This is a genomic window from Nitrospirota bacterium (genome assembly GCA_035516965.1).
GTDB lineage: Bacteria > Nitrospirota > UBA9217 > UBA9217 > UBA9217 > MHEA01.
Genome location: DATIZR010000063.1, coordinates 1 through 24,470 on the forward strand (window position 1 = coordinate 1; position 24,470 = coordinate 24,470).

Below are 24,470 nucleotides of genomic sequence, written 5' to 3' on the forward strand. Positions count from 1 at the left end.
GCGCGCGCCGGGAAGATCAGCGAGGTCCTTCAATGGCAGCCACGGTATAAAGACCTCGGGACGATCGTCTCAGATGCGTGGCGATGGGAGCAAAAGTTGGCAATCGGCGCAAAACAAAAAGGGCGGCCTTGATGACCGAAAGAGGCCGCGCCGTATCGCCGGCTTGGGCCGCGCACGATGTGAGCAATGCAGCGGAGAACAGATGAAACCGTTACTCAGTATCATCATCCCGGCCTATAAGGCCGAAAAGACCATTGACAGGACCCTCGATTCGCTCTCGCGGATGTCTCCCGAATCCCGAAGTGCTGCGGAAGTGATCGTCGTCGATGACGGGTCCACGGACCGGAGTGCTGAGATCGCGGAATCAAAAAGGGCGTCCCTTTTGCCGCTCGAACTCTTGATCCTGTCACAATCGAACAAGGGACTGTCTGCTGCACGGAACACGGGGCTCCGGCACAGCCGGGGCGAGTATATCTTCCTGCTGGACTCCGATGATGAGCTCGCCCTGGATCCGGTTCCCTGGATCCGCCAGCAGAGAGAGGCCTCGTCACTTCTCTTCGCTGTTCGCTATCAGAAGGGAGATTCATTCCTGCGCAGGAGAAAGGCGCCGTCCCTGACGACGCACAATCTGTTCGACGTGTTCACCGCGGGGAACGCATTAACGGTGTCCAGCATCATCTTTCGAAAAGACCGCGTACGATGCCCCTTCGATGCAGCCCAATTCAGCCTCGAGGATTGGCTTTTCTGGATGACGAACCCGTTGATTTTCGAGAAGACACGATCTTTCCCGCAGGAGACATCGGCCATTATTCACGTGCATGAAGAGAACATGTCCTCGAATGCCGGGAAGATGGGGAAATACCGTCAGAGGGCTGCGGAAATGATGCTGGCGAACGCGGGGGGCGGGCTGACGCGGAAGCAGAGAAACAACCTGCTGATCCAGGCACGAATCGGTATGATCCAGCAGGGGATGAAGGCGCCCGTCGGGACCTATTTTCTCGTTCCCTGCGCGATGTCTCTTTACGTGCGATTGATTCTCTACGGTGTCACGGGGGGGAACCTGGGGAAGCTGGGATTATACAATAGCTGATCGGTTTTCACGGTGCAGATGAACTCCGGCACAGGAATGCCCGCGCCGCGTCCGGCGGCGCTTCATGCCTTCGCTTCTTTCAATGCCTTCCGCTCGAAAACCCAGTCAAAGAAAAGCTCATAGCCCACGACGAAGACCATGATGAAACCGATGGACGGCATATACATGCGGTGCTCGAAAATGATGTCGAGAATGGGTACGAAGCTCTGCACCGGGGACAGCCCGATGTAGAACCACGCAACCCCGAACGGAACCAGCAGGGATCTCTTCTTGAGGTAGAGCCAGAAAGCGCCGCACACGACCGCGACATGCCCGAGGAACGACAGGAGCGTCGGGAACTCGAAGAGGGTTTTTGCCAGGGGATAGTCGTAATCGAGGTTCTGGTTGATCGGGAGCAGCATGAGTCTGATATAGGTCCACATCACGTTGAATGAGGTGAGCAGGTACGTCATGGGCGTTATCCCCTTCTGACCGCTGATGCCGAACCCCGCACTCGTGCTTCCGCCCGATCCCGACATCGACGGCATCACGATCTTCAGGATCAGGGCCCAGGGAAGGACCAGCAGGAGATAGGCCTTCCACCGGCCCAGCACGTTCTTCAGGCTGCCATCGGCGACGAACAGGAAATCGTACAGCGCCAGCAGGGCCGGCAGCGTCACGGCCCATTCCTTCGAGGCCATGGACAGGAGGGAGGTGAAGAAAGCAAGCACATAGTGCCTGAATTTTCCCGTCTGGAGCCCTTCGATAAAGAAGAGGAACGTCGAAAGATAGAAAAACGTCGCCAGGAGCTCGCTGCGGCTGATGATATAGGTCACGGATTCGGTCTGGATCGGATGCACGGCAAAGAGCAGGGCGCCGAACAGGGCCATCCTGCGGCTCTTCTCCGCATACCGGGCGCTCAGGCTGGGCAGGTTCAATGTCCGGAGGAGGAACAGGAAGACCAGGACGCTGTTGGCGATGTGAACCCCGATGTTGAAGGCATGCCACCCGACCACTTTCAGCCCGCCCAGGGCATAGTTCAGCATCAGCGACAGATTGACAACTGGCCGGTTGGAGTTCAGGCACGTCAGGATGTTCTCGACGGTCACATGTTTGATGGCAAAGTTCTCCGATATGGCGGCGTCATCATCAAAATGAAAACTCGCCGTGAAGGTGTTCGAATAGGCAATGAGGACCAGGACCGCGATGAGCCCGATGGCGATGAGATTGAAACGGGGGCTGCCGAAGATCCGGGCAAGTTTGTCGCTGAACGCATTCATGACTTCTGTTCAACCTCCCTGCAATTTGTGCAATCTACCATGGAAAATCAGGCAAGTAAAGCATTAATTCCCGTGTTGCCGGCTTCCGGCACCGCCCGCCGCTCCTTGCTGGCTCATCGCGGCCACTTCCTGTTTGAGGAGCGCAAGCTCCTGCGCAAGCTTCTTGTTCTTTTCGGACAGCCCCGAGATCACGATGGAAAAATGCAGCGTGATCATCAGGAGGAAGAGGAATGCGATGAGAAACAGGGCCGACGGCGGGTAATAGATGCCGACGAGGTGTGAAATATACTCGATGCCCTTCGTCGCGGACAGGACGAGCAGAACTCCGCTCGCGAGCAGCCAGAGCAGCGAATAGCGCTCCTTGAGGCGGCCCCTCCGGATCAGTTCGATCACCAGCAGCAGCACCGCTGCGCTCCCGCAGATGGCGAGCAGCTTCAGAATGTCCATCGTCTCACCTCACCTCTTTCATCAGATCGATCAGGATCGCCAGCATCACCTTGATCATATAGTAGGCGGACCGGAGCGGCGTGATCGAGGACGTGCCGCCGGTTCGCTCCTGCATGACGACGGGGACCTCCCGGATGCTCATCCGCTTCTTGTGCAGGAGGACCAGAGCCTCCACCTCGGGGTAGTCTTCCGGGTAACTCTCGGCGAAGAAATCGATCACCTTGCGGTTGACCGCCCGGAATCCCGACGTGCTGTCCGTCACCGGCGTGTCGAGGATACGGGACAGGACGGTCGAAAAGATCCATATCCCCGTCCTTCTCAGAAAGGGGGCCCGGTAGGTGCCGGCGTTCACGAAGCGGGACCCGATGACCAGGTCGGCATGTCCGGACCGGATCGCGCCCAGCAGCTTTTCGATCTCCGAAGCGCAGTGCTGCCCGTCGCCGTCGAACTGGATGGCCGCGTCATACCCGTTCTGCCTGGCATACAGAAAGCCGGTCTGCATCGCGCCGCCGATACCCAGATTGAATGGCAGGTCCACGACCCTGACCCCGAGCCCGGCCGCCGTTTGCCCCGTGTTGTCCTTCGACCCGTCGTTCACGACCAGGATGTCCGCTTCGCCGAAATGAGCCCGGAGATCGTCTATCACTCCTGGAAGGCTCGCTTCCTCGTTGTAGGCCGGTATGATGACCAGGATTTTCATGTCAGTCCTTCAAGGCGAGCTCCGAAGCGGAGATGCCGTGCGCGCCGAATAAACGGTACAACTCGCGACGTCCGATGCGCCGGAGAGGCCGAAGCTTCCGCCGCTGCTTCAGGATGCGGACCAGCGACGCGAGTGCGGCGCCCCATGCCTTCAGCAGAACGGCGGCTGCCGTGAACATACCCTGCTCGGAGGAGAATTTGCCGCTCGCGCCCCGCCCGGTCACCGCTCCGTAGAGCTGGATGGCCAGGCGTTTCAGCGTGAAGAGCGGGCTGACCATGATCAGCTCCGCCGGATAATACTTCAGCAGCACCCAGATCCTGTTCCGCTCCACGAGAAAAGCCTTGAGCGGGGAATAGGTCGATGACGACGAGGAGTAGCGGTGGTAGACTCTTGCCGAGGGCACATACACGCACCGCCAGCCCGCGAGCCGGGCGCGGAGGCCAAGGTCCACGTCGTCAGCATACGCGAAAAAATCCTCATCGAGCAGTCCGATCTCGTCCAGCATCGACCGCCGGTACAGGCCGGCGCACCCGCTCGGGAACAGGACCTCTTCCTGCCGGTCATATTGTCCCTCGTCCCGTTCGAGCCGCCCCCTGCCGCGGGCAAGCCCGTCACGGTACAGCAGAAGACCCACGTTGTCGATCACTCCCGGATCATCGTAGGTCAGGATCTTGCTCGCCCACATTCCCGACTGCGGGTCCGCCTCAGCGGCCGCGATCAGGCTGCTCAGCCAGTCAGGGTCGGCTCGCGTATCATTGTTGAGGAGCGCGATATACGCCCCCGATGAAACTCGGATCCCCGCATTACATCCGCCGGCAAAACCCGTGTTCGTTTCCAGGCTGACAAGCACAACCCCCGGATGTTCCCTGCGCAGGTATTCGACGGAGCCGTCCCGGGATCCGTTGTCGACCACGACAACCTCAAAATCCCCGAACCGCTGCTGCGAAAGCGACTGCAGACAGTCGGCGAGCAGCTTCTTCCCATTCCAGTTTACGATGACCACGGAGACAAGCGGTGATGGTACTCCATTCTGCGGCATATGTTTCCGTGCGGCCTTCCGGCGTCCTGACCAATGCTAGGAAAGCGCGCTGATTTCCCTTTCTCGTTTTCGGTACCGGATCACGGCCCAATAGATGACGACGTATGCCACTCCGGCGGCGACGGCCCCGATGATGACGGTCCCCGCGACAAAGGGCCAGAGGTAGGGCATCAGCACTTCATAGGCATTCCGGAACGTGAGCTCGTTCCAGGCGATCACGGGAGCAGCGATATCGGCTCCGGTGATTTTGAGTCCGAACCAGAGGCAAAACCCGTACAGGGGTACAACGGTCCAGGGATTATTGATGAGGGCTCCCGTGAACACGACCAGCTTGCTCAGGCGGAACAGCCACGCGAGCAGAAGACAGCTGATCGTGTGCAAGCCGAACGTGGGGGAAAAGCCGATAAAAACACCGAGGGCGAAGGCGGCAGCCATCTGGCTCGGAGAATCGTCCAGCTTGAAGATCCTCCTGATACGGTCTCTCACATATTTTATAGGCATCGTTGTTCGGGCGTCCGGCGTTTCCCCGCTCCCGGCGCTTCGGCCCGGAAATGATCGTATCCGGCCGGCGGCAGCTCCCGGGAGCCCGAGTCGTCGATCAGGCGTACGCCTTTCCGCTTCGTTACGGTCCCCACCTCCGTCACGGGAAGCTTCAGGGCATGGAGCCTTTTCACACGGCCCGGGGGAACGGTGAATAAGAGTTCGTAATCCTCGCCGCCGGCAAGCGCGTACTGGAGCGCGGGCTGCGGGAGTTGGGATGACCATTTTCGAAGTGCCGTCGAGAGGGGCAGCTGACCGGCAATGATATCGGCGCCGACCCCGCTTTGCGAGCAGATATGGGTGAGATCCGAGGACAGGCCGTCGCTGAGGTCGATCATCGCGCTGACGCATCCGGCGCGGGCGAGCTTTCTCCCCTCGGCCACCCGGGGAATTGGCCGGAGGTGCTTTTGGACCAGCCGTCTCATGCCCGGCTCTTCACGCCCGACGCCCGCCTTCAACAGCTCGAGCCCCGCAGCGGAATCGCCCAGCGTACCCGTAACGAACACCTTGTCCCCGGGCCGGGCCCCTGCCCTCGTAATGGTCCGGGACGGCATCGCTTCTCCGATGGCGGTGACGCTGATGAAGAGTCCGCGCCGGGAGGCACAGGTGTCTCCGCCCGCCAGGAACGCCCGATGGCTGCGCAGCATGCTGTGAAAGCCGCGGTAGAATTCGACGACCTGTTCCGTGGTGATGCTCCGCGGAAGGCCGAGCGCCGTCAGACAGAACCGCGGCGAGCCTCCCATTGCGGCGATGTCGCTGAGGTTCACGGCCGCCGACTTCCATCCCAGGGAATAGAAATCGGTGAAGGAAAGGTCAAAATGAACGCCCTCGAGCAGGAGATCGGTGGTGACGAGCACGGCCGCTGAGGCCGGCAGCCTGATGACTGCAGAGTCGTCCCCGATGCCAACGAGCAGCGAGGGGTGCCTGCCCGGAGACATCTTCCGGATGCGGTTGATCAGGCCGAATTCACCGAGGTCTGATAATTTCATGCGATGCAGACTGCAGACGACAGGCGGCCGTTCCTTGTGCGTCTGTCCCTGTCCTCTGGAATCTGAACTCCCAACCCGGCCAAGCCGGAATCAAGATTGTCATTAACCACAGGCGGCAACTCGACTAACCTCGTCGAGGTCTTCGCCGCACACGGGCAGAAGCACGGATACAAAGCGCGAGCCCGCTTTATCTGTGTGTCCGCGAAGCGGACCCGTGGTTCAGCAGGGTTTTGGCTTTCGCAGTGTGTGCGATTATTCGAATGCCCCACCACGGTGAGAGAACTCTGACGTATTTGTCTAATGCGTGGCCCGGGATCTGCCGGGGAGCTTCTTGTGCGCAATGCGGCGCGGCTGCTTGGCGACAAGCGCCGACGTGATCACATCGTCCATGGTCTTGGCAAAGATAAAGTGCATATCCTTCCGGAGATACTTCGGGATGTCGTCAAGGTCCTTCTCGTTCTCCTTCGGTATGATCATGGTCTTGATGCCTGCCCGGCGTGCGGCGAGCGTCTTTTCCTTCAGCCCGCCGATCGGCAGCACCCTCCCCCGGAGCGTCACTTCGCCCGTCATGGCAAGGTCCTTCTTGACCGGCGCATTGGTGAAAACGGAAGCAAGGGCCGTTGCCATGGTGACGCCGGCCGAGGGACCGTCCTTCGGAATGGCGCCCGCGGGAACGTGGATATGCACGTCGGTCTTGCCGAACACCTCGGATTGGATGCCGAGCAGTCCTGCGCGCGACCGCACGTAGGTGAGCGCCGCGTGCGCCGATTCCTTCATCACATCGCCGAGGTGCCCGGTCAGCGTCAGGTTGCCCTTGCCGCGCATGGTCGTCGCTTCGATATACAGGATATCGCCGCCCGTCTCGGTCCAGGCCAGCCCGGTCACGACGCCGACCTCGTCCTGTTCACGCTCGACCTCGGGCAGGAATTTCGGCACGCCGAGGTACGTGTGGAGGTTCTGGGGCGTGATCGTGAACAACCCTGTTTCTCCTTCCGCGACCTTCCTCGCCACCTTGCGGCAAAGATGCCCGATCTCGCGTTCGAGGTTCCTGACGCCGGCCTCGCGGGTGTACTGGGCAATGACCTGCAGGACCGTCTTGTCGGGGATCGCGATGTTCTTTTCCGATATGCCATGCTCGGTAAGCTGGCGCGGGATCAGATAGCTTTTCGCGATGCCGAGCTTTTCCTGTTCCGTATAACCGGAAAGATGGATGATCTCCATACGGTCTTTCAGCGGGCCCGGGATCGGATCGGTCATGTTCGCGGTGGTGATGAACATCACCTTGGACAGGTCAAAAGGCAGCCCGATGTAGTGATCGCTGAAGGAATTGTTCTGCTCCGGATCGAGCACCTCCAGCAGGGCGGCCGAAGGATCGCCCCGGAAGTCGGCCCCGATCTTGTCGATCTCGTCGAGCATGAAGACGGGGTTGTTGTTCCCGGCTGTCTTGATGCCCTGGACGATCCTGCCGGGCAGCGCGCCTACGTAGGTCCTGCGGTGGCCGCGGATCTCCGCCTCGTCTCGTACCCCGCCCAGGGAGATGCGCACGAACTCCCGTCCCAGCGCGCGGGCAATGGATTTGCCGAGCGAGGTCTTGCCAACTCCCGGAGGCCCGACAAAGCACAGGATGGGGCCCTTCATCTTCTCCTTCAGCTTCCTGACCGAGAGATATTCCAGGATGCGCTCCTTCACCTTCTCGAGGTCGTAGTGGTCCTCTTCGAGCACCCGGTGCGCCGCCTTCAGGTCCAGATTGTCCTTGGTCGCCTTGCTCCAGGGAAGCTCGGCCAGCCATTCGATATAAGTCCTGGTCATGGATGCCTCGGCGGCATCGGGATGCATGCGCTCCAGCCTCCGAAGCTGCTTCTCCGCCTCCTTGGCCGCCTTTTCCGGCATCTTCGCTTCCTTGATCTTCTCGCGCAGCTCGCGCATGTCCTCGGACCGGTCGTCGGTGTCGCCGAGCTCGCGCTGGATCGCCTTGAGCTGTTCACGCAGGAAGTATTCGCGCTGGGTCTTGTCGATCTCACCCCGCACATCGGCCTGGATCTTCTGCTGCATGGAAAGCAGCTCGATCTCCTTGCCGAGCGCCTCGTTGATGCGTTTGATCCGCTGGATCGGGTCGGTGATCTCGAGGATCTCCTGGGCCTGCTCCACCTTGAGCCCCATGTTGGCGACAGCGAGATCGGCGAGCTTGCCCGGATCGTCCACATTCTCGATGACCACCATGATGTCGGGGAGGATCACCTTGCCGAAGGAGACGAGCTTCTCGATCTGCTCCTTCACATTCCGCATGAGCGCTTCGGTCTCGAGGTTCGCCTCGGACGGGACATCGGCGAAGGTCTTGATCTCGACCTGGTAGTAGGGCTCCTTCTGCAGGAACTTCGCGGTCTTCGCGCGGGCGACGCCCTGGACCAGGATCTTGATGCGGCCGTCGGGAAGCTTCAGCATGCGCATGATCACGCCGACGGTGCCCACCGAGTAAAGATCGGAAGGGGAGGGATTCTCCACGTTGATGTCCTTCTGGGAGGTCAGGAATATCATCCGGTTCCCTTCCAGCGCGACCTCGATCGCCTTGATGGACATTTCCCGGCCCACGAACAGCGGCAGCACCATGTAGGGAAAGACCACGATGTCGCGGATCGGGAGCAGCGGCAGTTTCTTGGGTATCTCGATGGACTGCTGGAGATCGATGTTTTTTGTCTCTGTCTTGGCCAAGCCTTCCTCCTCAATGAACGGTTCCTTCTGATTCCCGCGGGTCCGTTCGCAGCCGTCCCTGCCCTACAATTTTAACTTCTGAAGATAATTTTTAAACTCCGTTCCGAACTCCTTGTTCTTCAGGCCGAACTCCACGGTGGCCTTCAGGAACCCCAGTTTGTCGCCGGCGTCATGGCGGATCCCCTTGAACTCGAATGCGTAGATGGGCTCCTTCTCCATGAGCAGCTTGAGTCCGTCCGTGAGCTGGATCTCGCCGCCCTTGCCGGGTTTCGTCTGTTCCAGCGCCGGAAAGATCCCCGGGGTCAGGATGTACCTGCCGATGATGGCGAGGTTGGAAGGCGCCTCGGCAGGGGCCGGTTTTTCCACCAGGTCCTTCACGAGATAGAGACCGTCCTCGATCCGACTGCCGTCGATGATCCCGTACTGGTGTGTCTGGTTCCTGGGCACTTTCTGGATCGCGAGGATCGTCGACGGATAGCGCTGGTAGACCTTGATCATCTGGCTCAGGACCGGAACGCCGGAGTCTATGATATCGTCGCCGAGCAGCACTGCAAAGGGATCATCGCCCACCACGCGCTTCGTGGTCAACACGGCATGGCCGAGTCCCAGCGCCTTCTTCTGCCTTATGTAGCAGAACGTCACCAGGTTAGCGATGCGCTGCACCTCGGAAAGCAGCTTGTGCTTGCCTTTTGCCTTGAGGTCTTCTTCGAGCTCGAAGGCTACGTCGAAATGGTCCTCGATGGCGCGCTTGCCCCTGCCCGTGACCAGCACGATCTCCTCGATGCCGGACGCGACAGCCTCTTCCACGACGTACTGGATGAGCGGCTTGTCCACGAGCGGCAGCATCTCCTTCGGAGACGCCTTCGTGGCCGGCAGAAACCTCGTCCCCAGGCCGGCGGCCGGGAATACGGCCTTGGTGATCGTTTTCTGCACGAAATTCCTCCCTGGACGTTCTCATTCTAAGAAACTGGCCTCTAAATGTCAAGGCTGGAACCCGCCGGTCACTATTTCGGTACCGGAACGCTGCCGAGCAGATACTTCAGGTTCTCATCGTCGAACCTGAGGCCGAACCCTATAAAGGGCGCAGCGCGCTCGTGGTTCAGGAAGTTGTCATACCCGGCGTGAACGAACAGAAGATTGCTCACGTTGTAATTGACCGTGGCTTTGAGGTGGGCGTTTTTATTGTTGGGTTCCTGATCGTTAGTACTGCTGAAGTTCCACGCGTCGAGACTGAACTTGATCTTGTCGTTCCAGGCGTAATAGTCCGCGCCGACGCCGCCGGTGGACTCGATGAGACCGGCGCGCATCCCCAGGTTGCCCCAGCGCTTGGCGAACTCCAGGCTGAACTTGAACTTGTAATCATAGGTATCGACGGTATAGAAGGTCCCCGGCGGATTGATCGCCACCTGCGACTGCGTGAACTTCCCGTTCGGGTCGGACGTGACCTCGAAGATGTAATACTGGTCCTGCACGGGCTTCAGCTCCAGGCTGAAGTAGTTCTGGTACTGCGGGAACATGTACTGCGTCCGGAAGCTGACGATGGTCTGCATGCGCTCCACGCGCGAAACGTAGTTGCTGAGCCCCTTGGCCGCGTTGTCGACGTTGTTGTACATGCTGTCGTCGCTCACGAGCTTGCCGAGGGTGCCCTCACCTTTGTCGACCTTCCGGGCCGCGTCCTGGATCGAGGCAAGGGCCAGTTCCGCGTTCTTCGAGGCCTCGCGGACGTTCTCAATGGCAACCCGGACATTGTCGCGGTTTTCGCCCACGACGCTGTTCAGGCTCGCGACCAGCTCGTTCATGCGCATCACGAGCTCGCTGCCGTCGTTCGTGAGCGTGGAGGAAAATTCCCGGATGTTCGCCGTGGTCGCGCGGAGGTCCGCCACGATGTCTTCCATGGACCGGGTGCCGCGCTCGGATCCGAACACCTGCCTGAGCGAGGACGTCACCTGCTTCACGTCGTCGGAGATGGAGCTCAACTGGCCGATCAGCCTGTCCACATCGCTGGGGGATACGGTCACCTGGATGGTCTCGCCGGGCTCCAGGTATCCGGTCTGAACGCCCGCCGGCTGCCGCCGGCCCCCTTCCTCGAGGACGCGCGAGGGGGGTATGATCTCCACGAACTTCTCGCCGAGCAGGCCCATCGTTTTGACGGCCCCCTCGGACCCGCGCTGGATCCGGACCTCGGGGTCGATCCGCATAATCACCTTTGCCTTGCTATCGACCAGTTCCACCCGATCGACGGTCCCGATCTTGACACCGGCCATCCGCACGGCAGCCTTCGCATCCAGCCCGGACACCGACTCAAAGACCGCCGACAGGAGGTAGCCCCGCTCGGAGCCGAACTGGTATTTGCCGACGACAAAGGTCATGTACAGAAGAATGACGGAGCCGGCAAGCACCAGCAACCCCACCCGTGCCTCTGCGCTCATTTTAGCCATGCGAACTCCCCGGTTGCGGAATGCCGACCGCAAGGTGATGGTTCAACTCAGCATCCTTCTCTCTGCTCTCTGCAAGCTGCAATGCGAAATGCCCCGTCAATCCGCCGTAATCGGCCCCGTTGCGCTTCCGGTGATGAACTGCTGTACGATCGGGCTGGACGACTGCTTGATCTCGGCAGGCGTGCCGACTTCCAGGATCTCCCCCTTGTACAGCATGGCAATGCGGTCTGAGATCTTGTAGGCGCTGTGCATATCGTGGGTGATAGCCACGGACGTTACGCCGAGTTTTTTTCGCAGGTCAATGATCAGGTCATTGATGGCATCCGCGGAGATCGGGTCCAGTCCCGTCGTCGGTTCATCATACAGGATGATCGAGGGATTGATCGCGATCGCTCGGGCCAGGCCGACCCGCTTTTTCATGCCGCCCGACAACTCAGCGGGCATCTTGTCCTCGACTCCCTTCAGGCCCACCAGCGCCAGTTTCTCCGTGGCGGCCGCCCGGATCTCGCCGTCCGACAGCTTTGTGTGCTGTTTCAACGCAAACCCCACGTTCTCCCACACCGAAAGCGAATCGAAGAGCGCGGCCATCTGAAAGAGCATACCGAACTTTTTTCGAACCTCGTTCAGTCCCCGCGGGTCGAGGTCGTTCAGCCGCTGGCCTTCGACGACCACGGCACCCCGGTCGGGGAACAGCAGGCCGATGATATGCTTCAGCAGCACGCTCTTTCCGCTTCCGCTGCCGCCGATCACCGTCATGCTCTCGCCCTTTTCCACGGTGAGGTTGACGCCGCGCAGAACGTGTTGAGCGCCGAAGCTTTTATGCAGGCCGGTGATCTCGATCATTATTCAGAAGTCAGAGGACAGAAGCCAGAAAACAGGAGCAAGAAAGCCTCTCTCCTCGTGTCGGTACTCTGTTGTTTGTCCCCTCTTGTCTGATTGCTCTCACCACAGCAGGGCGGACAAGAAATAATCGAGGATAAGGATCAGCATGCAGGAAACGACGACGGCGCCCGTCGTCGCCTTTCCCACGCCTTCCGCACCGCCCTCGGCATTGAATCCCTTATAGCAGCCGATGAGGCCCACGACCGCGCCGAACACGAGCGCCTTGACCAGTCCGTACCAGATGTCCTTGACCTCGGTATTATTGATGCTCTGGTTTACGTACGTGACGGGATTGGTGCCCAGCACCTTGACGCCGACGAAATAGCCGCCGGAAATCCCGATCATCATGCCGAGCACGGTCAGGAAAAACATCATCACCGTGCTGGCGAGGAACCGGGGCACGACCAGATACTTCATGGGGTTGGTTGCCAGGGTCTCAAGCGCGTCGATCTGCTCGGTGACCTTCATGGTTCCCAGTTCCGCGGCCATAGCCGCCCCCGCCCTGCCCGCGACCATGAGCCCTGTCAGAACCGGACCGAGCTCGCGCGTCATGGAAAGCGAGACCACGGTGCCGATGAGCGATTCCGCGCCGAATCGCTTAAACCCGGTGTAGCTCTGAAGCGCCAGCACCATGCCCGTCGAAAGAGCCGTGGTGAGGACGACCGGGACCGAATCAACCCCGATAACCTCCATCTGCTTCAACAGGTTCCTGAGATAGAAGGGAGGGCCTAGGCTCCCCCGAAGCGCCTGGCTCAGGAAGATCATTACCTTCCCCATCTCCATCAGCAGCAAAAATATCCTGCGGCCGATTTTTTCAAGCCAGGCGTACATATAGCCGGTCTCTCTTCCCCTGAGACGATGCTTTCACACTGGCACGCGCCCGCCTGTTCGTGCGGCGGAGTGCCTTATGCCGGCAGATACCTGCGCGGCACGCGGCCGCCGATACCGCACAGGACCTCGTAGGCGATCGTACCGGTTGCGCCGGCGATATCGTCTGCGGTGATCCGCTCCGATCCCTGCCGCCCGATCAGCACGACCTCGTCCTGCTCGCACACGCCGGGAACGCCCGTCACGTCGAGCATGCACATGTCCATGCACACCCGGCCCGCAACGGGCACACGCAGACCGCGGACCAGGGCTTCTCCCCGGTTGGAGAGCGCCCGGCTGTAACCATCGGCATACCCCAGCGGAATGGTCGCGATCAGGCTTTCCCGTTTGGTGACAAAGGTCCTGCCGTAGCTGATCGGCACGCCGGCCGGGACCTTCTTCAGATATGCAATGCGCGTCACAAGCGAGAGGACCGGATCCAGTCCCCGGTCGCCTGTTCTGTTCCGGAAAGGATCATAGCCGTAGAGCATGAGTCCGGGCCTGACCATGGTAAAGAGCGCACGTCCGTACTCAAGGAGGGCGGCGCTGTTCGCCGCATGCCTGAGCGGTATCGAAATCCCCTGCTCTTCGAGTGCCGTCAGCAGAGCTTCGAACCGGGCCATTTGCTCCGCAGAGAACCGCTGATCACCGAGGTCGGCGTCGGCGAAGTGGGTCATGAGCCCCTGCGCCGAGATGCCTACCAAGGTCTTCAGCTCCCGTATGAAGGGAAGTGCTGCTTCGGGAGGAATGCCGATCCTGCCCATGCCCGTATCGATTTTCACATGGACCGGCGTCGTCGTGCCGCGGCTGAGGCTCGCAGCGGAAAGGGCGCACGCCATGGGCAGCGAGAACACCACAGGGGTCAAACCCAGCCGGACGATCTCCTCAGCCTGGTCCGGGAAGACAGCGCCCATCACCACGATCGGCGCCTGAATGCCCGCGCCCCGCAGCTCCCGGCCCTCCTCTACGAGGGCGACGCCGAGCATATCGGCACCGAGACCGAGCAGATGCCGGGATACGGCTATTGCTCCGTGGCCGTAAGCCTGGGCCTTGACGACCGCCAGAACCTTCCGCCCGCCGGCGCGGCGCAGCGCTTCTTTGAAATTACGGGCAAGTGCATTCAGGTCAATGAGCGCCTCCGTCGGACGGTCGGTGCCGGAGCCACCCGCGGCTGCGCCAGTCGAACAGGGCTCAGTGGATGGTGCTCTCATTTATTTCCTCAAATGCGTTTGACGCCGGCAATATCTCTATCTTGTCGAACGACTCGGCGCAATCCAGGCACTCCCAGTGGTGAACGGTCCAGTACTCATAGTCCATCTGGAGGCTGAAGTCATCCTCCTGGAACAGGTTGGTCCCGCCGCAATAGGGGCACATGATCGGTTCCATGCTCGTCCTCCGATCCTTTTCACGACATCGGCCGCATGGTCGGGTAGATGTCGCCGATTCCGGAAGTGTCATCGGGCAGCACGCAACGAAGGCCGGACCGGCATAAAAAGATACATTTTTTCAAAGCTTTTTTTTACTCTAGCACAGAGAAAATGAATTTGCAAAATAATTCCGGCAGCCAATTCAGCAGGACGCAAAGCACCCGAAACGCAGCGCCCGTCCTTCCGGCCGGGCAGCGTGATGAACAGGAGATACCACCCGCACCGTGATGCACGGACATTAGAGTTCCGCTGCCAGGTCGGGGAAGCGCTCCTCCATGAAGTGCTCCGCCGCCCTCCGCGCCTGGGCGGCAGTAGGCTGCTGCATGACCAGCGCCGCAAGCTCGACGGCGTCCTGCATCCGCACCGACCGGATCACTTTCTTGACCCACGGGATGGACGCGACGTTCATGCTGAGGTGCTCGAAGCCCATCCCGAGCAGGATGGCCGCGTACAGCGGGTCGCCCGCCATCTCCCCGCACATGGCCAGCGCAATTCCGGCCTCGCGGGAAGCCGTGGACACGTACCGCAGCAGGCGAAGCACTGCCGGGTCGAGAGGTTCATACATGTACGCCACGTGTTCGTTCAGCCGGTCGATCGCCAGCGTATACTGGATCAGGTCATTCGTCCCGACGCTGAAAAAATCGACCTCTTTGGCGAGGAGGTCGGCGATCAATGCCGCCGAGGGGATCTCGATCATCACCCCGATCTCCACCCGTTCATTGAACGGTGTCCCTTCCGTGCGCAGTTCCGCCTTTACCTCATCGAGGATCTTTTTTGTCTCGTACAGCTCCTGCAGGCCTGAGATCATGGGGTACAGGATCTTGATGTTGCCGTGGGCCGATGCGCGCAGAATGCCGCGGAGCTGCGTCCGGAACACGTCCCGTTTCTGCAGGCAGAACCGTATGGCCCGGAGTCCGAGCGCCGGGTTCGCTTCCTTTTCAAACCCTCCCGGCATCCCGACCTTGTCCCCGCCCACATCGAGGGTCCGGATCACCACGTCATGGGGATAGGTCTTTTCGGCCACGTGACGGTAGGCCCGGTAGTGTTCTTCCTCGGTGGGCAGCGTATCCCGGTTCATGAAGAGGAACTCCGTCCGGTAGAGGCCGATGCCCCTGCCGCCGTGCTCGGCCGTCGCCATCGCCTCCTCGGGAAGCTCGATGTTGCCCTGGAGCGTGATCAGATGGCCATCCTGCGTCTCCGCGGGAAGCGCCTTGATCTTCTCGAGCTCCTGCTCAAAATATTTATACTGGCGTTGTTTCTTCAGGTAATCGAGGAATGTCTCCTCGTCGGGATCGACGATGACGACGCCGTGAATACCGTCGAGGATGACCACGTCGCCCGTCTTGACCGCCGCCGTGATGTTCTCCAGACCGACGGCCGCCGGAATGCCCAGGGAGCGCGCCAGGATGGCCGTGTGCGAGGTCCGGCTGCCGGCATCCGTGGCGAACCCCAGGATCTTATCCTTGCGCATCATGAGCGTGTCGCTGGGAGCCAGGTCATGGGCGATAATCACCGCCTCATCCTTGATGTCTGCCAGGCTCTCCTGCCTGTGGCCCACCAGGCTTCGGAGGATGCGCTCCCCCACCTGCTCAATGTCGTGCTTGCGCTCGCGGAGGTACTCGTCCTCGATCGAGTCGAACTTCAGCCCGATCCCCGATATCGTCTCCTTGAGCGCGCCCTCGGCATTGATGTGCAACTCCTTGATCCGCTTGATCGTCCCGTCCACGAGCAGTTTGTCCTCGAGCAGCATGATGTGCGTGTCGAGGATATAGATATGCGATTTCCCGAGCCCCTTGCCGAACCGCTTCTTGAGATCCTCGAGCTGGCTCTTCGAGAGTTCGACCGCCCGTCTGAACCGCGCAACTTCGTCCTTGACGCTGACGCCCTCGATCCGCTGTCCCGCTACGACGATCTTTCTCCGGTCCAGAAGGTACACGCGTCCGATCACGATCCCCGGAGAAGCCACTATCCCTTTGTAGATTTTTTCCTGCATATTCGTTTTTCCGATAGCCCCGTACGCCGGAACCCTACTCCTTCTCCCCGAACTTGTCCCTGAACAGCTGTTCCAGGCCGGCCAGTGCCTGGTCCTCGTCGTCGCCGTGCACCTGGACCATCACCGTGCTCCCCTTGGCCGCGGCGAGCATCATGATCCCCATGATGCTCTTCCCGTCCACGTCCAGATCGTCCTTGCTGAGGATGATCTTCGATGCATAGCCGCTCGCCGATTTCACGATCTGTGCCGCGGCCCGCGCGTGGAGGCCAAGCTTGTTCTCGATCAACAGCTCTTTTTTCCTCATCAAACGGCTCCTGCATATGCCAGGGCAGTGCACACGGCGGCTATCCCAAGCATGAGTTTTATCGGCGAACCCCGTCGTCTCAGAAGGGCGGACAGTACGAGCGTGATGAGCAGTGCGGCGACCGCGCTCGCGGTACCATTGGCAAAGAGGTCGGGCTTGTACTCCTGCCTCCAGACCGGAAGCATTCCAATCATGCCCCCCAGAACCGCAATCGCGACTGCCTTGAACAATCCCGCCCACCTCGTGAACCGGTAGCGGGCCATGAGTTGCATGACATCGCCGGAACTGCAGTACCCCAGCCGGAGCACGCCGGCCCTGAGCCAGAGATGCCAGCTATTGTACAGCACCAGGAACAGGATCGGTGCCCACCAGAAACCGGCGAGGAGCACCGTCACGGCGATCAGGACCGACATCGGCTTGAGCGCCCCCCAGAAGAAGCTGTCTCCCAGCGCTCCCAGTGGCGCCATGAGCGTTGTTTTCAGCTCCGAGACTTCGCTCTTCGTGCCCTCCCCCCCCGCCGCCCGCTCCTCCTCGAGCCTCACCGCCGCGCCCAGTATGAACGACGCCAGGTAGGGTTGCGTGTTGAAATACTCCATGTGGAGGCTCAGGCGGGCGCGGAACTCCTCCCGCCCGGGATACAATCTCCTGAGCGCAGGCAGCATCGCGTACGCAAAACCGAGCGACTGCATGCGTTCAAAGCTCCAGGATGCCTGGATCAGGAAGGACCGGAAGAATATGCTGATCCAGTCCCTTTTTTTGATCGATTTCCGACTCTCGCGCTCGTTCACAGCGTCTCTCTTCCTCGCTCAGGACCGCCGCTCCCGGTACGCGGCGCCTGCGAGACCCGCCGCAAGAACCAGCAGGATGATGACCAGCGGGCGACCGCCGAGCACAGTGGTCAGCGCAGCGGCGGCGGCAAAACCCGTCACCAGGAATCGGTCCAGGACCGCTATCGACAGCCTGTTCAGTACGACCGCCGCTCCCAGCAGCGGCAGCACTTTCACAAACAGCGCCATCGCCGCATGCGCCGGCGCCGGCACATGCCGGAAGACCACCGCTGCGGCCAGCCCGGCCGGCACGAACAGCAGAACCAGGACGAAGGACTTCAGAAAGAAGACGGCAACTCCGGCAATATGGCTTCGCGAGAGAGCGCACGCCGGGTCTTCATCGGCTCCCGCACGGGCCGATTCCGCAAGGGCCGCATTGCTCTTCCGGATGAACTGGTCCGTGATCATGCTGACCGGCGCCATGCCGGTGGTGAGCAGAATACTGAACCCGATCAGGTCGAGCGGCGCCTGTCCTCCGCTGCCGATCACGGCGATCGCCGTCGCTGACACCGTTCCCACCGTGATATCGGCAGGGACAAAGTTGCCCACCGGCATGTCCAGCACCCAGATCAGTTCCAGGAGCGCACCGATGACGAACCCCGCCGAAGGATCGCCCAGGAGCCAGCCGGTCACCGGCCCGGCAACGATCGGCTGCGATATCATGACCTGCCCCGCGGCGGTCCGGTCGAGACCGATGAGGCCGCCCGCTGCCGCCGCGAGGAGGATCAGCGCAACGGCATGAAGATCGAACAACGGCATAGCATCCTCTTTCCGCCCTTGATGCATTACGATTCTTCCAGGCGACAGACCGCGAACAGCCTTTCCAGCGCCAGCGGCTTCTGGGTCGGCACCGCCTGAACCGTGACTTTCACTCCGCGGGCGCGTATCTGCCTGAGCGCAAGAAGGTCTTGCTCATCCACGGCCAGCACATCGACCAGCTTCCGCTTGCCCGGCATGTAATGCATGCCACCCACGTTCAGTTCGCGGCACGGAAGGCCGAGGTCGAGCGCCCGCAGGACGGCGGACGGACTCGCAAAAAGCAGAATGGCACGCTCCTGCGCCGGGGCGGGTTCCCGCACCCTTTTACAAATTTCTTCCACACCGCCGATGCAGACCTTCAGGCCCCGGGGCGTCGCTATTTCCATGATCGAACACTGCAGGTCGTTCGCGGCAACGACGTCATCTGCCACGAAGATCGTGTCCGCCTTCAGGTAATTGACCCATCCTTCCACGACCTGTCCGTGGATCAAACGGTCGTCTATGCGGATGAACACGACCATACTCCTGCTATTTCTTCCCCTTCAGCATCTGGCTGGCGATCACGATGCTCTTCTGTGCCGCCTCCTGCACGAGCTTCGCCAGGTCCGGAAGGTTCTTTTCATCGCGATGGTTGGCAAATTTGATCAGCATCGAAAGATTCACCCCCGTCACGACCTCCACGGATTCTCCGAGGAAGGCGAGCGCGATGTTGGACGGTGTGCCGCCGAACATGTCGGTAAACAGCATGACGCCCTTCTTCCGGTCCACGTTCCTGATCGCGGCCTGAATCTGGTCGCGCAGCACTTCCGGAGCGCTGTCCTGCATGACGCTCACCGTGGCGACGGCCTCTACCTTGCCCACGATCATTTCAGCAGCCTTCACGAGTTCGGATCCCATATCCTGATGACAAACCACCACAAGCCCGATCATGCCAGCATCTCCTTTGTCGTATGAAAGCGTGGGCACCGTGCCCGTGTTTACGGGGTTGCGGCAATCACACGCGGCGCTTCAGGGCCCCCTCAGGTCCCGGTGCTTCAGATTCACTTCGTACCCGCGTTCCCTCAGCCGCTCCGCGATGGTGACGGCCACCGCCACCGACCGGTGCCTGCCTCCGGTGCATCCGAACCCGATCGTGAGGTAGCTTTTTCCTTCCCGCTGGTACCGGGGAAGCAGATATTCCAGAAACTGTTGGAGCCGTGCAAGAAATTCCAGTGAAGCCGCCCCGCCCGTGACATATTCCCTGACACGGGGCTCCTCTCCTGTGTGGTCCCTGAGCTCCGCCACGAAATGCGGGTTCGGCAAAAACCGCAGGTCGAACATCAGGTCCATGTCATAGGGTATGCCGTATTTATACCCGAACGTGATCAGGGTGATCACCAGCGGCCTCCCGGCGTCAGCCCCGCTGTAGTGGCGCTCGACCGCCTGCCGCAGGTCGTGGACCGTATAGTCCGACGTGTCGATGATGCGATCAGCCAGCCCTTTGATCTCCCCGAGCGCTGACCGTTCCTGCCGGATACCGTCGATCAGCGCGGTGGTGCCGCGCGCAAGGGGATGGGGCCTCCTCGTCTCGCTGAAACGCCGGACGAGCGCCTGATCCGAAGAATCAAGGAACAGGATCTCGATCGGATCGCCCTTGGCCCGGAGTTCGCGGGCGAGAGCAGGGAACCGATCGGGAAAACCTTTTTCCCGGATATCGATGCCGATGGCGGAAAGGACGGCATCTTCGGAACCCCGCGCGAACTCGACGAAGGCGGGGAGGAGAACAAGCGGCAGGTTGTCGACACAGTAGAAGCCCATGTCTTCGAATGCCTTGAGCGCGGCGCTCCTGCCCGATCCCGAAAGCCCCGTCACGACAACCATCCGTCGTCTCATCCCGCAAGCCTCTTCGTCAGCTTCCGGTTCAGGTCTCGGGCGGTATAGATGCCCCGGTTCTTGAGCATCTGGTTCCTGGCGGCAACTTCGATCAGCGTCGCAATGTTCCGCCCGCTCTTAACCGGCAGCTTCAAATAGGGAATATTCACGCCAAAGAGCTTGTAGCGGCGTTCCCGGAGACCGACGAGGCTGTAGTGATGACCCTTCCTCCACTCCTCCAGTTCGACGACGAGGCCGACCCTGCAGAGGCTCTCCGTGGCCGACTCGCCGTACAGGGCGCGGATGTTTATGACTCCGAGCCCCCGGATCTGCAGGAGGTCTGCGCCCATTTCCGTGGCGCGTCCCGTGATGCCTTCGTCGGACTTCTCCAGGATCACGATATCGTCGGCGATCAGCTTGTGTCCGCGCAGCACCAGGTCGAGCGCGGCCTCGCTCTTACCGATGGCGCTTTCACCGATGATCAGCGCTCCCAATCCAAAAATCTGGACCAGCACGCCATGAAGGCTGGTGCGGGCGGGCAGTTTCCGGGCTAGTTCCCGGCCCAGCTTGGCCAGGCTTCGGCTCCGGAACACAACCATGCTCGCCGCATCCGCCTCGTCAAGCAGCTCCTTCGGGACGGAACCGCCGCTTACGACAATGCACGCCGGCTTCTGCTTGAGGAGGGCCCGGATGATCTGCAGGCGCTTCGCGCGGGGAAGCGACGCGAGGTGGGCAAGCTGACTGGGGGGGAGGTGCACCAGGCTGGAGGTGATGTCACGCCACGAATCGGCCGAAGCGAGCTGGGGCGCGCTCATCAGCGGCGAGGAGATTCGCCTGCGGATGCCCGGCCGGCCCGCCAGGATCTCCGGCTGTTGTGCCACGTCTCGTACGGTTACGTTCATCGCTGAGGGTATCTGCCGTCTTCTTCGCAGATCAACCGCTGGATCTCTTTCCCGTCCGGCGCATGCCTCAGGTTATCGCGCAACATCGGGTTCTTGAGGATGCGGGAAACGCGGGCGAGCATCTTCAGGTGATCGCCCGGCTTGTCTATCGGTGTAATGATCAGAAAGAACAGGTACGCAGGCTTCCGATCAAGCGACTGAAAATCGATTCCCCGGCTGGAACGTCCAAAGGCGACGATGATGTCGGGGATGAAGGCCAGCTTCCCGTGAGGTATGGCAACCCCGTCCCCGATGCCGGTGCTGCCCAGGGACTCGCGCTCCATCAGCGTGCGGAGCAGTTCCCCGGAGTCCCTGACCCTGCCTTTCGACTGCAACAGGCCCGCAAATTCCCTGAGTACGCCCGTCTTGTCGGTCGCCCGAATATCATCGATGACCAGTTCGTCCCGGAGCAGGTCTCTGATAGTGGCCATTTGACCGATCCCTCACTGGGCAGGCTCGATCAGGCCCACATTCCCGTCTTTCCTCTTGTAGATGACGCTGATCCGCCCCCCGTTCCCGGCGTTGGCGAATATAAAGAAGTCCTTGTCCAGGAGTTCCATCTGCATCACGGCCTCCTCTGCCTGCATGGGCTTGAGGTCGAACCGCTTTGTCTTGATGATCTGCGGAATGGGGCTTCCCGGCTCCGTCGATGACGCACCGATCTCGGCCTTGTTGCTCTGATGCTTGTGGTCGACCAACTTCTCCTTGTACCGCCGCACCCTGCGTTCGATCTTCTCGATCAGCAGATCGATCGCAGAGTACATTTCCTCCGTCTCCTCCGACGCCTGGATAAGCAGCCCGTTGGACTTGATGACGGCCTCTGCGATATGATGGACTTTTTTGACCACGGATAGAGTTACTGTCACCTGTACGGTCTTCGGCAGATACTTGTCCAGCCTGCTGAACTTCTCCGTTGCGTACTGTTTCAATGCCTCCGTTGCCTCAATGTGTCTTCCGTTGACCGTAACCTGCATAGAACCCTCCTTCGAATTTCCGAACTCCCCATTCAAAAATCACAAACAAATTGCACTATCCAATATGCCAACCCCGCACGGTGATCCGGATTTCAGACATTGAAATTTATTTGGAATTTGGTGCCTGGTTATTGACGTCAAGTCACTTATCCCATCCGTCTGCGTACGCTTGTCGGCGGTATCCGGAGCTCCTCCCGGTATTTCGCCACGGTCCTCCGCGCGATCTCGATCCCCTTCGATTTCAGCGCATCGACGATCTGCTGGTCCTTGAGCGGGGCGGCAGGGTTTTCCTCCTTGATCATCTTCTGGATGACATCCTTCACCGTGAGCGACGACACTTCGATGCCCGGAGCGCCGGCGTTGAGGGAAAATCCGGTCGTGAAGAAAAACTTCAACGGGAAGATGCCCTGGGGCGTATGCATGTACTTGTTGGTGGTTACACGGCTGATCGTGGATTCGTGCATGCTGATGTCTTCCGCCACGTCCTTGAGGACCATGGGTTTCAGCTGGGAAATCCCCTGGTCCAGGAAGTCTCGCTGGAACTTCACGATGCTCTCGGCGACCCGGTAGATCGTCTTGCTCCGCTGCTCCATGCCCTTGATAAGCCACTGCGCCGAGCGGAGACGTTCCTCGATGTATTCCTTGGTGACCTTATCGACGCTGTCCTTATGGCTCAGTAATCTGCGGTAGTAGGGATTGATGCGGATGCGCGGCATTCCTTCGTCGTTTAACTGCACGATGTACCGGTCCTCCACCTTCAGGACGTACACATCGGGCGTTACGTAGTTCGTGTCTGACGGCAGGAACGGCCGGCCCGGCTTCGGCTCCAGTTCATGGATGATGACCTGGGACGCCTCCATCACTTCCTGGGCCGTTACGGCGAGGGCCTTGGCGATCTGGGCATACCTGCGCTTTTCGAGGTCCTGCAGATGGTCCCGGACGATCTTCTCTACGAGGGACCCTCCCAGATCCAGGTGCTTCACCTGGACCAGAAGGCACTCCTGCAGATCACGTGCTCCGACACCGACGGGGTCGAAGGTCTGAATGAGGTCCAGCGCCCGCTCCATGTCGTGCAGCGGCAGGCTGGACTGTTGGGACAGTTCTTCCAGAGTAGCCCTCAGATAGCCGTCATCGTCCAGATTGCCGATGATCCATTCTCCTCCCCCGACGAGCACCGGGTCGGATGAGGACAGATGGAGCTGCCACAGCAGGTGATCGCTCAGACTCGGAAGACGGGTCAGCGTCTGGTCATAGGAGGGCAGCTCCTTTTCGTCAGCTTCTGCGTACCCGTAGTCCCGGCCGTCCCCCATTTCGTTCAGGTACTCGTCCCACTGGGGGCCGAGCTCCAGATCGGTCTTCAGCTCGGCGGTGTTCTCCTGCTCCGGGGGGCTCTCCGGAATGGATTCCGCGGCTGCCGCCTCAGGGGCGGACTCGCCTTCACCTTCCGGGGCTTCCTCGGTGGAATCGGAAGATAATTCCTCAAGCACGGGGTTCTCGGTCAGTTCCTGGGCGACGGACTGCACCAGTTCGAGCCGGGACAGCTGCAGCAGCTTGATGGCCTGCTGGAGCTGTGGCGTCATGATCAGCTTTTGAGAGAGTTTTAGTTCGAGTCGCGCTTCCATAGAAATAACAATGTGCCTGTTGCTTCTCCCCGGATGGTTATCGTGTAAGCGGCCAAGCCAGGCTACTTCCCATTATAGCTACAGCTTGAACGCTTCACCCAGATAAAATTCCCTGACCCGCGGGCTCGCCGTGATCTCAGCGGCCGTCCCCGCCTCAATGATCTTCCCCTCGCTGATGATATAGGCCCGGTCGGTTATAGCCAGTGTCTCCCGCACATTGTGGTCCGTGATCAGGATTCCGATCCCCTTGCTTTTCAGAAGCGATATGATACCCTGGATGTCCTGCACGGCCAGCGGATCGATCCCGGCAAAGGGCTCATCGAGGAGAATAAACTTCGGCGAAAGCGTGAGTGCCCGTGCGATCTCCAATCGTCGGCGTTCTCCGCCCGAGAGCGTGTACGCCCTGCTTCCGGCCAGGTGACTGATGCCCAATTCGTCCAGCAACGTATCCTGCCGCTCCCGGCGCTCCATGCCGGACAGGTCCATGGTCTCCAGAACCGCCATCAGGTTTTCGGCTACCGTGAGCTTCCGGAATACGGAGGGCTCCTGCGGTAAATAACCGATCCCGTTCCGCGCCCGCCGGTACATGGGCATCCTGGTTATGTCCGTGCCGTCCAGAACCACCCTTCCCTGGTCCGGTTTGACGAGCCCCACGACCATGTAGAACGTCGTGGTCTTGCCCGCTCCATTCGGTCCAAGCAGCCCCACCACTTCCCCGTATTTGACCTGGACGCTGACGCCGCGGACGATCTTTCTGCCGCGGTAGCTCTTCTCCAATTTTTTTGCTTCAAGCGCCTGCGTCATAGGGGAAG

At 60.4% G+C, this 24,470-nt stretch carries 26 protein-coding genes; 1 reads left to right on the top strand and 25 read right to left on the bottom strand.

The genetic code is table 11. The features are described from left to right. The first annotated feature begins 202 nt into the window (after positions 1 to 202). On the top strand, positions 203 to 1,090 hold the full coding sequence (locus VL197_09830; GenBank protein ID HUJ18276.1) for a glycosyltransferase: 888 nt from the start codon (positions 203 to 205) through the stop codon (positions 1,088 to 1,090). A 62-nt stretch (positions 1,091 to 1,152) separates the two neighbouring features. Here the strand turns inward: VL197_09830 and VL197_09835 are convergent, their stop codons facing one another. From VL197_09835 to lptB, 25 genes are all read right to left on the bottom strand, one after another. Further along, positions 1,153 to 2,349 (bottom strand): hypothetical protein, encoded by a 1,197-nt coding sequence (locus VL197_09835; GenBank protein HUJ18277.1) that lies wholly within the window; start codon positions 2,347 to 2,349, stop codon positions 1,153 to 1,155. A 63-nt stretch (positions 2,350 to 2,412) separates the two neighbouring features. Next, positions 2,413 to 2,796: a DUF2304 domain-containing protein gene (locus VL197_09840; protein ID HUJ18278.1), complete on the bottom strand. Its 384-nt coding sequence runs from the start codon at positions 2,794 to 2,796 to the stop codon at positions 2,413 to 2,415. 4 nt (positions 2,797 to 2,800) lie between these two features. Further along, positions 2,801 to 3,496: a glycosyltransferase family 2 protein gene (locus VL197_09845; protein HUJ18279.1), complete on the bottom strand. Its 696-nt coding sequence runs from the start codon at positions 3,494 to 3,496 to the stop codon at positions 2,801 to 2,803. A gap of 1 nt (position 3,497) precedes the next feature. Further along, positions 3,498 to 4,535, bottom strand: a complete 1,038-nt coding sequence (locus tag VL197_09850; GenBank protein HUJ18280.1) for a glycosyltransferase family 2 protein — start codon at positions 4,533 to 4,535, stop codon at positions 3,498 to 3,500. A gap of 36 nt (positions 4,536 to 4,571) precedes the next feature. After that, positions 4,572 to 5,036, bottom strand: coding sequence for a DUF2062 domain-containing protein (locus VL197_09855; protein HUJ18281.1), 465 nt, complete (start codon positions 5,034 to 5,036; stop codon positions 4,572 to 4,574). Then, complete coding sequence (gene thiL / locus VL197_09860; GenBank protein ID HUJ18282.1) at positions 5,027 to 6,064, bottom strand: thiamine-phosphate kinase; 1,038 nt, start codon at positions 6,062 to 6,064, stop codon at positions 5,027 to 5,029. Before thiL ends, VL197_09855 begins: the two co-directional genes overlap by 10 nt. 297 nt (positions 6,065 to 6,361) lie before the next feature. Then, the gene (gene lon, locus VL197_09865; protein ID HUJ18283.1) at positions 6,362 to 8,773 is read right to left on the bottom strand and encodes an endopeptidase La; all 2,412 of its coding nucleotides are present in this window, start codon (positions 8,771 to 8,773) and stop codon (positions 6,362 to 6,364) included. A 63-nt stretch (positions 8,774 to 8,836) separates the two neighbouring features. Next, a complete protein-coding gene (gene galU, locus VL197_09870; protein ID HUJ18284.1) occupies positions 8,837 to 9,706 on the bottom strand; it encodes a UTP--glucose-1-phosphate uridylyltransferase GalU in 870 nt (289 codons plus the stop codon). Between the two features lie 71 nt (positions 9,707 to 9,777). Then, positions 9,778 to 11,211: an MlaD family protein gene (locus tag VL197_09875; protein HUJ18285.1), complete on the bottom strand. Its 1,434-nt coding sequence runs from the start codon at positions 11,209 to 11,211 to the stop codon at positions 9,778 to 9,780. Positions 11,212 to 11,307: 96 nt separating this feature from the next. Further along, the gene (locus tag VL197_09880) at positions 11,308 to 12,054 is read right to left on the bottom strand and encodes an ABC transporter ATP-binding protein (protein HUJ18286.1); all 747 of its coding nucleotides are present in this window, start codon (positions 12,052 to 12,054) and stop codon (positions 11,308 to 11,310) included. 99 nt (positions 12,055 to 12,153) lie between these two features. Then, the gene (locus VL197_09885) at positions 12,154 to 12,924 is read right to left on the bottom strand and encodes an ABC transporter permease (GenBank protein ID HUJ18287.1); all 771 of its coding nucleotides are present in this window, start codon (positions 12,922 to 12,924) and stop codon (positions 12,154 to 12,156) included. A 74-nt stretch (positions 12,925 to 12,998) separates the two neighbouring features. Next, positions 12,999 to 14,171 (bottom strand): alanine racemase, encoded by a 1,173-nt coding sequence (gene alr / locus VL197_09890; GenBank protein HUJ18288.1) that lies wholly within the window; start codon positions 14,169 to 14,171, stop codon positions 12,999 to 13,001. Further along, positions 14,152 to 14,346 carry a hypothetical protein gene (locus VL197_09895; protein ID HUJ18289.1) on the bottom strand — a complete coding sequence of 65 codons (195 nt, stop codon included), beginning with the start codon at positions 14,344 to 14,346 and terminating at the stop codon, positions 14,152 to 14,154. Before VL197_09895 ends, alr begins: the two co-directional genes overlap by 20 nt. Before the next feature lie 279 nt (positions 14,347 to 14,625). Next, on the bottom strand, positions 14,626 to 16,380 hold the full coding sequence (ptsP, locus tag VL197_09900; GenBank protein HUJ18290.1) for a phosphoenolpyruvate--protein phosphotransferase: 1,755 nt from the start codon (positions 16,378 to 16,380) through the stop codon (positions 14,626 to 14,628). A 34-nt stretch (positions 16,381 to 16,414) separates the two neighbouring features. Continuing rightward, positions 16,415 to 16,684, bottom strand: coding sequence for an HPr family phosphocarrier protein (locus VL197_09905; protein HUJ18291.1), 270 nt, complete (start codon positions 16,682 to 16,684; stop codon positions 16,415 to 16,417). Beyond that, a complete protein-coding gene (locus VL197_09910) occupies positions 16,684 to 17,472 on the bottom strand; it encodes a PTS system mannose/fructose/sorbose family transporter subunit IID (GenBank protein HUJ18292.1) in 789 nt (262 codons plus the stop codon). Before VL197_09910 ends, VL197_09905 begins: the two co-directional genes overlap by 1 nt. Positions 17,473 to 17,490: 18 nt before the next feature. Further along, on the bottom strand, positions 17,491 to 18,270 hold the full coding sequence (locus VL197_09915; protein HUJ18293.1) for a PTS sugar transporter subunit IIC: 780 nt from the start codon (positions 18,268 to 18,270) through the stop codon (positions 17,491 to 17,493). Between the two features lie 26 nt (positions 18,271 to 18,296). Beyond that, positions 18,297 to 18,785: a PTS sugar transporter subunit IIB gene (locus VL197_09920; GenBank protein HUJ18294.1), complete on the bottom strand. Its 489-nt coding sequence runs from the start codon at positions 18,783 to 18,785 to the stop codon at positions 18,297 to 18,299. Between the two features lie 13 nt (positions 18,786 to 18,798). Continuing rightward, complete coding sequence (locus tag VL197_09925) at positions 18,799 to 19,200, bottom strand: PTS sugar transporter subunit IIA (protein ID HUJ18295.1); 402 nt, start codon at positions 19,198 to 19,200, stop codon at positions 18,799 to 18,801. A 78-nt stretch (positions 19,201 to 19,278) separates the two neighbouring features. Beyond that, positions 19,279 to 20,142: an RNase adapter RapZ gene (gene rapZ, locus VL197_09930; GenBank protein HUJ18296.1), complete on the bottom strand. Its 864-nt coding sequence runs from the start codon at positions 20,140 to 20,142 to the stop codon at positions 19,279 to 19,281. After that, complete coding sequence (gene hprK / locus VL197_09935; protein HUJ18297.1) at positions 20,139 to 21,023, bottom strand: HPr(Ser) kinase/phosphatase; 885 nt, start codon at positions 21,021 to 21,023, stop codon at positions 20,139 to 20,141. Before hprK ends, rapZ begins: the two co-directional genes overlap by 4 nt. Next, positions 21,020 to 21,493: a PTS sugar transporter subunit IIA gene (locus VL197_09940; GenBank protein HUJ18298.1), complete on the bottom strand. Its 474-nt coding sequence runs from the start codon at positions 21,491 to 21,493 to the stop codon at positions 21,020 to 21,022. The genes hprK and VL197_09940 overlap by 4 nt, the downstream gene beginning before the upstream one ends. A gap of 12 nt (positions 21,494 to 21,505) precedes the next feature. After that, positions 21,506 to 22,036: a ribosome-associated translation inhibitor RaiA gene (raiA, locus tag VL197_09945; GenBank protein HUJ18299.1), complete on the bottom strand. Its 531-nt coding sequence runs from the start codon at positions 22,034 to 22,036 to the stop codon at positions 21,506 to 21,508. A gap of 146 nt (positions 22,037 to 22,182) precedes the next feature. Next, positions 22,183 to 23,658, bottom strand: a complete 1,476-nt coding sequence (rpoN, locus tag VL197_09950) for an RNA polymerase factor sigma-54 (GenBank protein ID HUJ18300.1) — start codon at positions 23,656 to 23,658, stop codon at positions 22,183 to 22,185. Positions 23,659 to 23,736: 78 nt separating this feature from the next. Beyond that, positions 23,737 to 24,462 carry an LPS export ABC transporter ATP-binding protein gene (gene lptB / locus VL197_09955; protein HUJ18301.1) on the bottom strand — a complete coding sequence of 242 codons (726 nt, stop codon included), beginning with the start codon at positions 24,460 to 24,462 and terminating at the stop codon, positions 23,737 to 23,739. Between the last annotated feature and the right edge of the window lie 8 nt (positions 24,463 to 24,470).

Bases quoted from the DNA above. Each gene is read 5' to 3' on its own strand.
- VL197_09830 (HUJ18276.1), top strand. From the start codon at position 203: ATGAAACCGTTACTCAGTATCATCATCCCGGCCTATAAGGCCGAAAAG.
- VL197_09835 (HUJ18277.1), bottom strand. From the start codon at position 2,349: ATGAATGCGTTCAGCGACAAACTTGCCCGGATCTTCGGCAGCCCCCGT.
- VL197_09840 (HUJ18278.1), bottom strand. From the start codon at position 2,796: ATGGACATTCTGAAGCTGCTCGCCATCTGCGGGAGCGCAGCGGTGCTG.
- VL197_09845 (HUJ18279.1), bottom strand. From the start codon at position 3,496: ATGAAAATCCTGGTCATCATACCGGCCTACAACGAGGAAGCGAGCCTT.
- VL197_09850 (HUJ18280.1), bottom strand. From the start codon at position 4,535: ATGCCGCAGAATGGAGTACCATCACCGCTTGTCTCCGTGGTCATCGTA.
- VL197_09855 (HUJ18281.1), bottom strand. From the start codon at position 5,036: ATGCCTATAAAATATGTGAGAGACCGTATCAGGAGGATCTTCAAGCTG.
- thiL (HUJ18282.1), bottom strand. From the start codon at position 6,064: ATGAAATTATCAGACCTCGGTGAATTCGGCCTGATCAACCGCATCCGG.
- VL197_09875 (HUJ18285.1), bottom strand. From the start codon at position 11,211: ATGGCTAAAATGAGCGCAGAGGCACGGGTGGGGTTGCTGGTGCTTGCC.
- VL197_09880 (HUJ18286.1), bottom strand. From the start codon at position 12,054: ATGATCGAGATCACCGGCCTGCATAAAAGCTTCGGCGCTCAACACGTT.
- VL197_09885 (HUJ18287.1), bottom strand. From the start codon at position 12,924: ATGTACGCCTGGCTTGAAAAAATCGGCCGCAGGATATTTTTGCTGCTG.
- alr (HUJ18288.1), bottom strand. From the start codon at position 14,171: ATGAGAGCACCATCCACTGAGCCCTGTTCGACTGGCGCAGCCGCGGGT.
- VL197_09895 (HUJ18289.1), bottom strand. From the start codon at position 14,346: ATGGAACCGATCATGTGCCCCTATTGCGGCGGGACCAACCTGTTCCAG.
- ptsP (HUJ18290.1), bottom strand. From the start codon at position 16,380: ATGCAGGAAAAAATCTACAAAGGGATAGTGGCTTCTCCGGGGATCGTG.
- VL197_09905 (HUJ18291.1), bottom strand. From the start codon at position 16,684: ATGAGGAAAAAAGAGCTGTTGATCGAGAACAAGCTTGGCCTCCACGCG.
- VL197_09915 (HUJ18293.1), bottom strand. From the start codon at position 18,270: ATGCCGTTGTTCGATCTTCATGCCGTTGCGCTGATCCTCCTCGCGGCG.
- VL197_09925 (HUJ18295.1), bottom strand. From the start codon at position 19,200: ATGATCGGGCTTGTGGTGGTTTGTCATCAGGATATGGGATCCGAACTC.
- rapZ (HUJ18296.1), bottom strand. From the start codon at position 20,142: ATGAGACGACGGATGGTTGTCGTGACGGGGCTTTCGGGATCGGGCAGG.
- hprK (HUJ18297.1), bottom strand. From the start codon at position 21,023: ATGAACGTAACCGTACGAGACGTGGCACAACAGCCGGAGATCCTGGCG.
- VL197_09940 (HUJ18298.1), bottom strand. From the start codon at position 21,493: ATGGCCACTATCAGAGACCTGCTCCGGGACGAACTGGTCATCGATGAT.
- raiA (HUJ18299.1), bottom strand. From the start codon at position 22,036: ATGCAGGTTACGGTCAACGGAAGACACATTGAGGCAACGGAGGCATTG.
- rpoN (HUJ18300.1), bottom strand. From the start codon at position 23,658: ATGGAAGCGCGACTCGAACTAAAACTCTCTCAAAAGCTGATCATGACG.
- lptB (HUJ18301.1), bottom strand. From the start codon at position 24,462: ATGACGCAGGCGCTTGAAGCAAAAAAATTGGAGAAGAGCTACCGCGGC.